The organism is Streptomyces sp. JNUCC 63 (assembly GCF_054366325.1).
Genome location: NZ_CM135963.1, coordinates 8,325,507 through 8,337,975, shown reverse-complemented (window position 1 = coordinate 8,337,975; position 12,469 = coordinate 8,325,507). Strand labels below are relative to the sequence as shown.

Sequence of the window (12,469 nt, the reverse complement as noted above, 5' to 3'; positions counted from 1 at the left end):
GGCCTGCTGACCAGCTCGCCCCTGAGAACCGTCGTCAGTAGTGGTCGCAGGTCCCGCGCACGTAGCCGTCGTGGCCGACCGGGACGACGTCGAGGTCCCGCCGGACGACGCTGATCCGGTCGCCCCAGCCCGCGCAGGCCCTCTTCATGCCCCTCTCGGTGTACTCGATGACGATGACGTGGTCGCCGAACGCGTCGACGTAGGACCCGCATTCGTCGTACTGTCCGCATTCCTCCACCACCGCGAAGTCGAGGCCGACCCGCTTGCTGTCCTTGGCGAGTTCGAGGGTGTTCTTCTGAGCGATGGCGAGGTGCCGGGCGTGCGCGTGGCGGGCGAGCAGGGTCTGGAACGCCTCGGCGTCGGCGGCGGTCAGCAGTCCGTGCGGGGCGCGGGTGTAGCTGTCGTAGTTGTCCGGCTCGACGGCGTCGAATCCCTTGTCGGCGCAGGCGTCGATCCAGTCATCCACCTTCTCGGCGATCCGCGCGCGCTTGCCCGGGGTGCCGATGTCGAGCATCGCCTCGCCCCAGTCCTCGTCCATGACGACCTTCCCGGAGCCATCCCGCAGCAGGAGGTCGGCGTCCCATTCCCCCTCCGCGTCGGGCTGGGCCTGGAACGCGTTGACATAGCAGATGTTGTACAGGCCCGCGGCGGGTGACGCCGTGTGGTCGCGGGAGACCACGGAGACGCCCTTCGGCGGGGTGTAGGCGCCGCCGAGTTGGTAGTCGATGCCGGCGTGGACGGGCGGCGCGGACACCTTCGCCGCCGAGGTCTTCGGGGAGGTGCCCGCGTCGGCGTCGGTGCCGGCGGTGCCGGAGCAGCCGGCGGCGGCGGCGAGGGAGGCCGCGGCGATGACGACGGAGAGGGGCACGGTGGCACGGGGGGAGCCGGCCCGGGACTTGCGCATGACGGTCTGCCTCTGGACGGGAGAGCATGCCCCGCCTCGGACGCGCGTGGTCCTGCCGACTGGGTCCGGGCTGACGGTTCGAAGGCACGTGTTACCGGCTGGGAATGCCATGGTTCCGCGAACCGCGACGGTGCTGGGCGGTCCGACACCGTGACGATATCAAAGCCGTCGCGACCGATTTGCGCCGCCCCCGGGCCGGGCCGGGCCGGCGGGCGTCCGGCGGCGGCGCGGGGCGCGGTCAGGTGTGGCCGCCGCCGGCGCCGAGCGGTGCCCGCGGCAGGGTGACCAGGAAGGCGGCGCCACCTCCGGGCGCCCCGGTGACGGTGAGGTCCCCGCCGTGGTTGCGTACGACGTCCCGTGCGATGGCCAGCCCGAGGCCGGCCCCGCCGTCGTCGCGGCTGCGCGCCTCGTCGAGGCGGACGAAGCGCTCGAAGACCCGGGGGCGGTCGGCGAGCGCGATGCCGTGGCCGTCGTCGGCGACGGTGGGCACGACGTCGTCGCCCGCGCGGACCAGGGTCACGGTGATCGCGGTGGCGGTGTGCCGCTGGGCGTTGTCCAGGAGGTTGCCGAAGACACGGGCCAGTTGGCCGCGGCTGCCCCGGACCTGCGGCACGTCCTCGTCGGCCCGTACATCGGGGGCCACCCGGTCCGACAGGGCACGCCGGGTGGCAGCAGCGCCTGGCCGCCTACCTCGACTCCTTGGCACATGGCGGATGACCCCCGGGGGGGCTGGTTCGCCGGTGGTGAGCAGGCAATCTGTGCGGTGACCTGGCGTTCCATGACCGAACGCAGGGCGTGACGTGCCGCCGCCTCGCGGCGGGCGCCGGCCTGGCAGGGGGTGTGCGGCGCTGTACACCGGTGGGGAGCGAAGCGGTGGCTTTCCGGATGTTTTTCACCTTTGGGGTTGGTGATTCTGATCTGCGTATTGTGCAGGTTTTCTGGGTGCTTCTTGACTGGGCGTTGTGGCCGGTGTGGTGGATCCGGGGGATTCGGAGACGCCCACACCCCGCCGGCCGGAGTCACGGTGGTCACCTGTGACCACACCGCCTCCCCGGCGGCGGGCCTGTACAACATCTGCTATGTCAACGCCTTCCAGGCCCAGCCGGGAGCCGAGGGCGAATGGGCCTCGGACCTGCTGCTGCGCGACTCCGCGGGCAAGGTCGTCTACGACAAGGACTGGGGAGAGGCCCTCCTCGACATCAGCACCGACGCCAAGCGCGAGCGGATCGCCGTCAAGATCGGGGCCCTGATCGACAGCTGCCGGGACAAGGGCTTCCAGGCCGTCGAGCCCGACAACTACGACAGCTACACCCGCTCCGGGAAGCGCCTGACCGCGGACCACGCACAGGCCTTCATCAAGCTGCTGTCCGCCCGCGCCCACGCGGACGGCCTGGCCATCGCCCAGAAGAACACCTCGGAGCTCGCCGACAACCGCACCACCCGGGTCTTGGTCCCGGCCCCACACCGTCCGGGGACGGTGTGGCGGACGCACCTTCTCCCCCCACAATCGACTGATGACCCTCACCTCCCGCAGTCCTTTCGCGGCCCCCGGCGAGCAGAGCCGAGGAATACGGCGTGCGCTCGCGGAAGTGGCCGGTGGCGGGCTTCTGATGATCCTCACCCAGCAGGTCGTGCGAGACCTGTACGACTCGTTCCCCGGTGGAATGCAGTTTGCTCTCGGTGCTGTCGTTCTCGCCCTGTTCGCCGTCCGCCGTCGCTACCCCGTCGTGAGCCTGCTGGGCGTGGCCTCCGTCCTGGGCCTGCTGTGCGCCGCCGGGTTGCCGGCTGCCGTGATCGCGTACACCACCGCCAAGCGGTCCTACCTTGTTCGTGGGTTGGACGGGCCGTCGTAAGGTCCAGAGACCCAGAGACACCGGGTATGGCTTCCAAGCGGTTGCCCTCGATGGTTCCATCCACCTGGCCGCCCGGTGTCTCACGACGACTCGGCCGCTGATTAGGAGCTGCGAACGCCTCCGAGCGGATCGCTGAGTAGGACCACGCCGGCGAGGTCGTCCGGGAGAACAGAGCGTCATCGAACGACCGGAGGAACAGGTGGCCCAGATCTGGGCGGGTACGGACATCGGCAAGACCCATCACCACTGCGTGGTCCTCAACGCGGAGGGAGCACGGTTGCTGTCGCGACGGGTCTTGAACGACGAGCCGGAGCTGCTGGCCCTGCTCGCCGATGTGCTGGCCCTCGACGAGGACGTGGTCTGGGCGGTCGACGTCGCCGACGGCATGGCCGCACTGTGGATCAGCCTCTTGCTCAACCACGGCCAGCACCTCGTCTACATACCCGGCCTGGCGGTTAACCGGGCTTCGGCCGGCTACCGGGGCATGGGCAAGACCGACGCGAAGGACGCCACCGTCATCGCCGACCAGGCCCGGATGCGCCGGGACCTGACCGTCCTGAAGCCGGACGACGAGCACGCCATCGAACTGCGGATCCTCACCAGTCGTCGGGCCGACCTGAACGCCGACCGCACCCGTCGGATCAACCGCCTGCGCGGCCAACTCACCAGCATCTTCCCGGCCTTGGAGCGAGTCCTCGACCTGGGCAACGTCGGGCCGCTGATTCTGCTGACCGGCTATCAGACGCCGGCCGCTCTGCGCCGAACCGGCCGCAGGCGCCTGGAGACCTGGCTGCGGAACCGCAACGCCCGCAGTCCCGAAGTCCTGGCCGAGGTCGCCCTGGAAGCGGCTGAGCGCCAGCACACCGCCGTCCCCGGGGAGAAGATCACGGCGCAGGTGATCCACACCCTAGCCAAGGAGGCGATGAGCCTCAACGAGCAGATCACCGAGATCGACAAGCTCATTGCGGCCCGGTTTCGCGACCACGAACTCGCCGAAGTGATCTCCAGCATGCCCGGCATCGGCCCGCTGTTGGGCGCCGAGTTCCTCGCCGCCACCGCCGGCGACATGAGCCGCTACGGCACCGCTGACCGCTTGGCCAGCCTTGCCGGAGTCGCTCCGGTCCCCCGGGACTCGGGCAACATCAGCGGCAACCTGCACCGGCCCAAGCGCTATCACCGTGGGCTGCAACGCGTCTTCTACACCTCCGCGCTGATCAGTATCCGCAGCTGCGACCAGTCGCGTCGTTTCTACGAACGCAAGCGCGCCGAAGGCAAGCGGCACACCCAGGCCGTCCTCGCCCTGGCCCGGCGACGCGTGAACGTCCTGTGGGCTCTCATCCGTGACGGACAGTGCTACCAAAGCAACCTCCCTGTCACTGCTGCGGCTTGACAACATCATTAGGAGGTGGGTGGTCCACCGGCACCGGACCGCTGTGCTGCTGGCGTCAGCGATTCCGACGATGCTGTCCGGCGCCGTTTTCGCCCCGCTCATCGGGCTCGGCAGTCACAGGTTCGGACTCGCTGTGGGAGGCGTGCTCGCCGCCACCACGCTGGTCGTGCCGGGGCTCGTCGGCATCTCGAAGAGACAGCGGGAGCGGCTGCTGTGGGCGCTGCGCGAACGCGCCGCCGCCGCGGAGGCGGCCCACCGGCTTGCCGACAGCGAGTCCCGGATTCATGAGCGGTCCCGGATCGCCGCCGAGATGCACGACTTGGTCGGCCACCGTCTCAGCCTGGTCTCGCTGCACTCGGGCGGCCTGGAGATGGCACTGCAGAAGGAGTCACCCGAACTGCGCGACGAGGCGTCGCTGGTGCGCCAGGCCGCCGGAGAGGCGATGCGTGAGCTCCGGGAAGTGCTGGGGATCCTGGGCCCGTTGGGGCGGGACACCGGCGCCGGTGCCCTGACCGACGCCACAGGTACCCGGCCCGATGTCGAGGCGTTGGCCGAGGAATCACGCCGGGGCGGCATACCGGTCGATCTCACTTGGGACGGCCCCGACCTGAATGAGCGCCCGGCCCAGGTCCGGCGTGCGGTACACCGTGTGGTGCGCGAGTCACTGACCAATGTGCACCGGTACGCCACCGGGGCGCAGGTCACCGTGACGGTCACGCACACCGACGACCGTGTGGACGTGCTCGTGCGCAACGAGCCTCCGCCCGTGGCACCGGAGGCCGCGGCCGGCCTGGGTTCGGGGCGCGGCCTCGTCGGGCTGCGGGAGCGGGTGGGCCTGCTCGGCGGCACTCTGAAGGCGGGCCCGACGCCGGCCGGAGGCTTCGCGGTGACGGCGGGCATGCCGACGCGGCCGAACCCGGGAGCGGTCCTCTCCGACGCGGGCGCCTCACCGGCCGAAGCGCCGGCCGAAGCGGGCTCCGGCCGCCCGGCCGTCGTCCTGCGCGCTGTGGTGAGCGCCCTGGCCGGAATCCTCGGTCTCGCGGGTGTGGGCGGGCTGATGCTGCTTGGCCTCGTCCTGGTCAGCAGCTTGCAGCCGCAGCCCGACACCCCCGATGTCCAGGAGCAGCCTCGGATCGGGATGTCCCGCGAAAAGGTGGAGCTCGCCATTTTTGGAGACGCCACGGAAGTTCGTGCGGCGGCGACGGGCCGGGAGCCGGCCCGCCCGAAGTCTGCGACGAGCTGTATCTACCCCGTTATGTTTTTCGCGGTCCTGCAAGAGGGCCGCTGGCCTCCGGGCCCGGCATGACTGTGTCCCCCTGTCGATCGGATGACCTGGGGGGTGGTGTCACCGGGCCCGGGAGGTGCCGTCGGAGACGCTGATGAGAGGTCCGGCCACCGTCCGGTCCGGCGCAATGCCGGGCAGCTCGCGGGCGGCAGGTCTGCATAACGTGGATGCGCGCGTACGACACCGAAGCCGAGGTCAGACGAAGTCAACTCCCCTGGAAGGGTGCGATGTTCGACACCGGCAACGTGGGCGTCTTCCTCGGCATGGACGTCGGGAAGAGCGCCCACCACGGGCACGGGCTCACCCCGGCCGGCAAGAAGGTCTTCGACAAGGCCATGCCCAACAGTGAGCCGAAACTGCGGGCGGTCTTCGACAAACTGATCGCCAAGTTCGGCACCGTGCTGGTGATCGTGGACCAGCCCGCTTCCATCGGCGCCCTCCCGCTCACGGTCGCCCGCGACGCCGGCTGCAAGGTCGCCTACCTGCCCGGACTGGCGATGCGCCGGATCGCCGACCTGTACCCGGGCGAGGCGAAGACCGACGCGAAGGACGCCGCGGTCATCGCGGACGCGGCCCGCACCATGCCGCACACCCTGCGCTCGCTGGAGCTGACCGACGAGATCACCGCCGAGCTGACCGTGCTCGTCGGCTTCGACCAGGACCTCGCGGCCGAGGCCACCCGCACCTCCAACCGGATACGCGGCCTGCTCACCCAGTTCCACCCCAGCCTGGAGCGCGTCCTGGGCCCCCGCCTCGACCACCAGGCCGTCACCTGGCTCCTGGAGCGTTACGGTTCCCCGGCCGCCCTGCGCAAAGCCGGCCGCCGCAGACTCGTCGAGGCCATCCGCCCCAAGGCCCCGCGCATGGCCGTCCGGCTGATTGACGACGTCTTCGACGCCCTCGACGAGCAGACCGTCATCGTGCCCGGGACCGGCACCCTCGACATCGTGATCCCGTCTCTGGCCCGTTCGCTGGGAGCCGTCCACGAACAGCGACGGGCCCTGGAAGCCCAGATCAATGCCCTGCTGGAGGCACACCCTCTTTCCCCGGTCCTGACCTCGATGCCCGGCGTCGGCGTCAGGACCGCCGCCGTGCTGCTGGTCACCGTCGGCGACGGCACCAGCTTCCCCACCGCCGCCCACCTCGCCTCCTACGCCGGCCTCGCCCCGGCCACGAAGTCTTCGGGGACCTCGATCCACGGCGAACACGCACCCCGAGGCGGCAACCGGCAGCTCAAACGGGCCATGTTCCTCTCCGCCTTCGCCTGCATGAACGCCGATCCCGCCTCCCGCACCTACTACGACCGCCAGCGAGCCCGCGGGAAGACCCACACCCAGACCCTCCTCCGCCTCGCCCGCCACCGCATCAGCGTCCTGTTCGCCATGCTCCGCGACGGCACCTTCTACGAACCCCGCGATCCCAGGACCACCGTCCTCGCCACATGAACCCCACCCCGGCGAATCACCTCAAACCCGGCACGACAGGGTTGACGAACCCCATAGAGGCACCCCCCCGGTGTCGGACGGCGAGGATTTCGCACCGTCGAGCAAGGCTTCGGGGACGGCGAAGTCCGCTGTCCGGTGGCCCGAGGAGGGCGCCGGGCATCTCAGGATCACCCGTTACTGTTTCCGTGGCGACACGTTGGCCGCCATCGATCGCTTCACCGTGCCGGTGATGTCGCAGGCGTCGCATGAGAGTTCACATGACTGAGATTCCCCCTTCCGGCAGCCGCCCGATCCGAGTGCTGCTCGCTGACGACGAGGAGATGATCCGGCACGGTGTCCGGCTGATCCTGCGTCATGCCGAGGGAATCGAGGTGGTCGGTGAGGCGGCGAACGGCGAGGAGGCCGTGCGCGTCGCCACCGAGGCCTGTCCCGACGTGGCGTTGATCGACATCCGGATGCCGGTGCTCGACGGGCTCGCCGCGATCGAGCGACTCCTCCCACTCCGTCCCCGGCCGCAGGTCGTCATGCTCACCACGTTCGGCGACGAGGAGAACGTCATGCGTGCCCTCCGGTCCGGCGCCACCGGTTTTCTGCTCAAGGACGAAGGCCCGCAGGAGCTGATCAGCGCGGTACGAGCCGCCGCCGCAGGCGATGCGGTCCTCTCCCCCGGTGTCACCGGCTCCGTCATCGAGCGCATGCTCCACGGCGATTCCAGCAGGCCCGGGGGAAGGGGAGGCTCGCAGCCGGCATCCGATACCGGCCCCGAACAGCGGCTCGCCGCGCTCACCGGACGGGAACGCGACGTCCTGGCGCTGCTGGGCCAGGGCCTCGCCAACCTGGAGATCGGACGTCGCCTGGGCATCGGCGTGGGTACGGTGAAGTCCCACGTCAGCGCCATCCTGGAGAAGACGGGCACCGACAGCCGGGTCCAGGCTGCGGTCCTGGCCTACCAGTCGGGTCTGCTCTCCTGACCTGCGGTTCCGCCTACCGTCTCTGCCGAACGACAGAGACGGCCGCCCTCCCTGGGTAGTACGCGCACCTGCGCACCCGACATTCGACAGGCGCCTGATCCACACCCTGAGGCCGACGGTACGGCAGTCCGGCGCATCGAGGATGAGAAGCAGTCGCACACTCGCTTCCTCGTTCTTCTGGAGCCGCCATGCCGACGCAGGCATCCGCCCCCGCCCACTCCTTCTCCGGCCCCGCCGCCCGGGCCACAGGGCTGAGCAAGATCTACGGGCAGGGTGAGACCCGGGTCGTCGCCCTGGACTCGGTCTCGGTGGAATTCGGGCGCGGCCGGTTCACTGCGATCATGGGGCCGTCCGGCTCCGGCAAGTCGACTCTGATGCACTGCATGGCAGGCCTCGACTCGGTCTCCACAGGCTCCGTGAGGATCGGCGACACCGAGCTGTCCGGCCTGAACGACCGGCAGCTCACCCGGTTGCGCCGGGACAGCATCGGCTTCGTCTTCCAGGCATTCAACCTGCTGCCCACGCTGACGGCGCTGGAGAACATCACACTGCCACTGGCCATCGCGGGCAACAGGCCCGATCAGCAGTGGCTGGACACCGTCGTCGCGACCGTCGGCCTCTCCGGGCGACTGAGCCACCGCCCCTCTCAGCTCTCCGGCGGCCAGCAGCAACGCGTCGCTGTGGCCCGCGCCCTCGCGTCCCGACCAGAGATCATTTTCGCGGACGAACCGACCGGCAACCTGGACTCACGCTCCGGCTCCGAGGTCCTCGACTTTCTGCGGTATTCGGTGCGGGAGATGCACCAGACCGTCGTGATGGTCACCCACGACCCGATGGCCGCCGCCTATGCCGACCGTGTGGTGTTCCTCGCCGACGGTCGGATCACCGATGAACTCCTCACACCGACCGCCGAGAACGTCCTGGACCGGATGCGGCGCTTCGACGTCAAGGCGCCCGCGAACTGAGCCGTCCGTCCCGCTCCCCGTCCGGCCGTCCGCCACTTCTCCAGGACTTACTTCCTATGCTGCGTACAGCTCTGCGCAATGTCTTCGCGCACAAAACCCGGCTGAGCATGACGGTTCTCGCGGTCATGCTCGGCGTCGCCTTCATCTCCGGCACGCTCGTCTTCAGCGACAGCGTCGTCAGTGCCTACCGCGGCGCCTATACCAGGAATCTCAAGGACGTCGACGTATCCGTACAGGCCGAGTCCGAGCCGGCCTCCTCCGGCACAGAGGCGGACGACGACCGGTCCACGGCGCTCACCAGCGCTGTCGTCGACAAGGTCCGTGCTGTCCCCGGTGTCACGTCCGTGCGCCCCATCGTCAACGGCAGCGTGACCCTGGCCGCCAAGGACGGCCGGCCGTTGAACGCCGAGACCGGCTGGGAGAACCTGGCGACCAACTACGTGCCGGACACCCGGCACGGCGGAGAGGACAGCCGTTTCCCCCTCCGTGCCGGACGCGTTCCCAGCGGCGGCGCAGAGATCGCTCTGGACCGCCGTACCGCCGAGAAGGCCGGCTACGCCCTCGGTGACACCGTCCGCTTCGCCATCGACGGCCCCGCCCTGTCCAAAAAGCTCGTCGGCATCGTCGACACCGATGACCCCCGCGTGACCGCGGGTGGCAGCCTCGCGCTCTTCGACACCAAGACCGCACAGCAGCTCTTCCTGCAGGCGGGCCAGGTCGACGAGCTGGCCATCGGTTCGGCGCCCGGCACCGACAACCGGGCGCTCACCCACAAGATCCGCGAACTGCTGCCCACCTCGGGCGTCACGGTCACCGACGGAGCGCAACTCGCCCGCGACCAGGCGGAGGAAATCGCCGAGGGCACCAAGGAATTCACCTGGATACTCATGGTCTTCGCCGGGATCGCGCTCTTCGTCGGCGCTTTCCTCATCGCCAACACCTTCACCATGCTGGTCGCGCAGCGCGGCCGGGAGACCGCCCTGCTCCGCGCGGTAGGGGCCTCGCGTCGCCAGGTCGTCCGCGCGGTTCTCATCGAGGCCGGGCTTCTCGGACTCGTCTCCTCCGCGGCCGGGTTCGTACTCGGCCTGGGTATCGCGACCGTTCTGAGGCCGCTTCTCAACACGAGCGGCGCGGGCCTGCCGGCCGGCCCCCTCGTGATCTCCACGAGCGCTCTCGTGTGGTCCCTGGTGACCGGCGTCGGCGTGACCGTACTGGCCGCCTGGCTGCCGTCCCGCAACGCCGCGAAGGTCGCCCCGGTCGAGGCGCTGAGCAACGTCGACCAGACGCCGCGACAGCGCAGCATGGTGCTCCGCAACAGCCACGGCGCGCTGTTCACCACTGCGGGTGTCCTCATCCTGCTGTACGTCTCCACGCAGAAGGACGGGGCCGACGACAACCTCATGGCCGCCGTGCTCGGCTCGGTGCTCACGTTGACGGGCATGATCGTGCTCGCACCGCTGCTGTCCCGGCCACTGGTCCGGCTCGCCGGCGCGCTCACCACCCGGCCCTTCGGCGTCAGCGGCAAGCTCGCCAAAGAGAACGCGCTGCACAACCCGCGCCGCACCGCCGCCACCGCCTCGGCCCTGATGATCGGCCTCACCCTGATCACCGCCTTGAGCGTGGCAGGCCACTCCATGGACGCCGCTCTCAAGGACGAGGCGGTCCGCGGTATGACCGCGGACTACAAGGTGACCAACACCGCTTTCGAAGGCCTCGATCCCGCACTCGGCGCAAAGGTCGCAGGAGTCCCGGGCGTCGCCGCAAAGGCATCCGTCGCCTCCGCGGGGCTGGAAGTGGACGGCACGTTCACCAGCATCACCGGCGCGGACCCGCAACAGCTCAGTAAGGTCTCCGACCTGCGATTCAGCAGCGGCTCGCTCAAGGACCTCGCCCCCGGAAAGGTCCTGCTCTCCGACAAACTGGCTGAGCAGAAGGGCCTGTCACAAGGCGACACCTTCGAAGGCATGCTGCTCCCCGACGATCAGCACAGACAACTCACCGTCGCCGGCGTCTACCAATACACCCGCGTCGTCGGCGACGCCCTGGGCACCATGGGCGACATCCTTCCGCATACCAAAGGCGGAAAGCTCGACAGCATTCTGGTCAAGGCCGCGTCCGGCCGGAACACCGGCGGCCTCGACCAGGACATCCGTCAGGCCCTCGGCAACAGTCCGCTGCTGCAGGTGCAGAACCAGGAACAGTTGACCAAGGCGGAGTCCGACACCATCGCCGTCATGCTCAACATGATGTACGGACTGCTCGGCATGGCCGTCGTCATCGCCGTACTCGGCGTCATCAACACCCTGGCGATGTCGGTCATCGAGCGCACCCGGGAGATCGGACTGCTGCGCGCGATCGGCCTCGACAACCGGGGCATCAAGCAGATGGTGCGCCTGGAGTCGGTGGTGATCTCCCTGTTCGGCGCGGTCCTGGGCATCGGCACCGGAATCTTCCTCGCCTGGGCGTGCGGCAGCCTCGCCCGGTCCTCGCTGACGACGTACCAGACCGTGCTGCCCTGGCACCTGACCGGCCTGTTCCTCCTGCTCGCCCTGACGGTAGGGGTCCTGGCGGCGGTCTGGCCCGCGCGGCGGGCGACCCGTCTGAACATGCTGCGGGCGATCAATGCCCAGTAACACGACGGCGGACGCACACCGCCACTCCGACGCACCGCTCGACGCGTGCCCAGGGGCACCTCTCGGCCGGAAGAAGGCCCGGCACGCACCAGGTGACAAGCCGGGCGCACCGGATGGCCCGCACAGCCGGACGGAGGGCCTCGTCACCACAGGGACGCCGGGCACCGCCGCACCGTCCGTCGTACGCGCCCTGCTCAGGAGGGCGCGAACGACGCGCCGGCCCCACCTCCTGCAGGAGGTCGCGCTCATCGCGGTCAGCTACTGGATCTACTCCCTGATCCGCAACGCCGTCCCCGAGCAGGCAACGGCCGCTCAGCGCAACTCCCAGTGGGTGTGGGACCTCCAGAACTCACTCGGCCTCGCCTTCGAGACATCGGTGAACCACGCGCTCAACGGCATCACCTGGCTCATCGTGCCGATGAACTACTACTACGCCACGCTTCACTTCATCGTCACCCTCGGCGTCCTCGTGTGGGTCTACCGCACACAACCCGGACGGTACGCGGCCGTCCGTACCGCACTCTTCCTGACCACGGCCACCGCGCTCATCGGCTACTACTTCATCCCGCTCGCTCCGCCCCGGCTCTTCCACGGCGCCGAGTTCGTCGACACCGTCATCGCCCATGGCACCTGGGGCTCCCTGGCATCCGGCGACATGGCGGCAGTGACCAACCAGTACGCGGCCATGCCGTCCATGCACATCGGCTGGTCGGCCTGGTGCGGCAGCGTCCTGGTGCTCCTGGCGCGCTCCTCCTGGGCCAAGACCCTCGGGACGCTGTACCCCCTTGTCACATTCCTCGTAATCATCGCCACCGGCAACCACTTCTGGCTCGATGCCGTCGGCGGTCTCGTGTGTCTCGCACTCGGCTTCACCGCCACCCGCCGCTGGTACGGCGCTCATCCACACCGGATGCCCACCCTCCCAGTGCCCGCCCCCCGCACCGGCAACAGCCGGCTCGCACACCACCGCCACCTCATACGGGCCCATCGGCTGTCCCGTTCTGGAAAGGAATGATCCCTCCC

The 12,469-nt window shown here is 69.4% G+C and carries 10 protein-coding genes and 2 pseudogenes; 10 read left to right on the top strand and 2 right to left on the bottom strand.

What is annotated here, in order from left to right; translation table 11 throughout:
* Positions 1–34: 34 nt before the first annotated feature.
* Positions 35–904, bottom strand: coding sequence for an endo alpha-1,4 polygalactosaminidase (locus ACX25U_RS38875; protein ID WP_454387085.1), 870 nt, complete (start codon positions 902–904; stop codon positions 35–37).
* A gap of 238 nt (positions 905–1,142) precedes the next feature.
* Positions 1,143–1,565, bottom strand: a pseudogene (locus ACX25U_RS38870) (sensor histidine kinase); the annotation flags it as partial.
* Positions 1,566–1,895: 330 nt separating this feature from the next.
* Between ACX25U_RS38870 and ACX25U_RS38865 the strand changes: the two are divergent.
* The 10 genes and pseudogenes from ACX25U_RS38865 to ACX25U_RS38820 all read left to right on the top strand — a co-directional run.
* A pseudogene (locus ACX25U_RS38865) lies at positions 1,896–2,339 on the top strand (endo alpha-1,4 polygalactosaminidase); the annotation flags it as partial.
* Positions 2,340–2,418: 79 nt separating this feature from the next.
* Positions 2,419–2,757 (top strand): hypothetical protein, encoded by a 339-nt coding sequence (locus tag ACX25U_RS38860; protein WP_454394859.1) that lies wholly within the window; start codon positions 2,419–2,421, stop codon positions 2,755–2,757.
* Between the two features lie 199 nt (positions 2,758–2,956).
* Entirely contained in the window at positions 2,957–4,147 is a 1,191-nt protein-coding gene (locus ACX25U_RS38855) for an IS110 family RNA-guided transposase (protein ID WP_454386071.1), read from the top strand.
* Between the two features lie 19 nt (positions 4,148–4,166).
* Entirely contained in the window at positions 4,167–5,453 is a 1,287-nt protein-coding gene (locus tag ACX25U_RS38850; RefSeq protein ID WP_454387083.1) for a sensor histidine kinase, read from the top strand.
* Between the two features lie 206 nt (positions 5,454–5,659).
* On the top strand, positions 5,660–6,877 hold the full coding sequence (locus tag ACX25U_RS38845; protein ID WP_454394707.1) for an IS110 family RNA-guided transposase: 1,218 nt from the start codon (positions 5,660–5,662) through the stop codon (positions 6,875–6,877).
* Positions 6,878–6,947: 70 nt separating this feature from the next.
* Positions 6,948–7,142, top strand: a complete 195-nt coding sequence (locus ACX25U_RS38840; RefSeq protein ID WP_454387082.1) for a hypothetical protein — start codon at positions 6,948–6,950, stop codon at positions 7,140–7,142.
* Entirely contained in the window at positions 7,135–7,848 is a 714-nt protein-coding gene (locus tag ACX25U_RS38835) for a response regulator (protein ID WP_454387080.1), read from the top strand. The genes ACX25U_RS38840 and ACX25U_RS38835 overlap by 8 nt, the downstream gene beginning before the upstream one ends.
* Before the next feature lie 188 nt (positions 7,849–8,036).
* A complete protein-coding gene (locus ACX25U_RS38830) occupies positions 8,037–8,813 on the top strand; it encodes an ABC transporter ATP-binding protein (protein WP_454387078.1) in 777 nt (258 codons plus the stop codon).
* 56 nt (positions 8,814–8,869) lie between these two features.
* Entirely contained in the window at positions 8,870–11,446 is a 2,577-nt protein-coding gene (locus ACX25U_RS38825) for an ABC transporter permease (RefSeq protein WP_454387077.1), read from the top strand.
* Entirely contained in the window at positions 11,436–12,461 is a 1,026-nt protein-coding gene (locus ACX25U_RS38820) for a phosphatase PAP2 family protein (RefSeq protein ID WP_454387075.1), read from the top strand. The genes ACX25U_RS38825 and ACX25U_RS38820 overlap by 11 nt, the downstream gene beginning before the upstream one ends.
* Positions 12,462–12,469 lie beyond the last annotated feature (8 nt).

Bases quoted from the DNA above. Each gene is read 5' to 3' on its own strand.
- ACX25U_RS38830 (WP_454387078.1), top strand. From the start codon at position 8,037: ATGCCGACGCAGGCATCCGCCCCCGCCCACTCCTTCTCCGGCCCCGCC.
- ACX25U_RS38845 (WP_454394707.1), top strand. From the start codon at position 5,660: ATGTTCGACACCGGCAACGTGGGCGTCTTCCTCGGCATGGACGTCGGG.
- ACX25U_RS38835 (WP_454387080.1), top strand. From the start codon at position 7,135: ATGACTGAGATTCCCCCTTCCGGCAGCCGCCCGATCCGAGTGCTGCTC.
- ACX25U_RS38860 (WP_454394859.1), top strand. From the start codon at position 2,419: ATGACCCTCACCTCCCGCAGTCCTTTCGCGGCCCCCGGCGAGCAGAGC.
- ACX25U_RS38820 (WP_454387075.1), top strand. From the start codon at position 11,436: ATGCCCAGTAACACGACGGCGGACGCACACCGCCACTCCGACGCACCG.
- ACX25U_RS38875 (WP_454387085.1), bottom strand. From the start codon at position 904: ATGCGCAAGTCCCGGGCCGGCTCCCCCCGTGCCACCGTGCCCCTCTCC.
- ACX25U_RS38825 (WP_454387077.1), top strand. From the start codon at position 8,870: ATGCTGCGTACAGCTCTGCGCAATGTCTTCGCGCACAAAACCCGGCTG.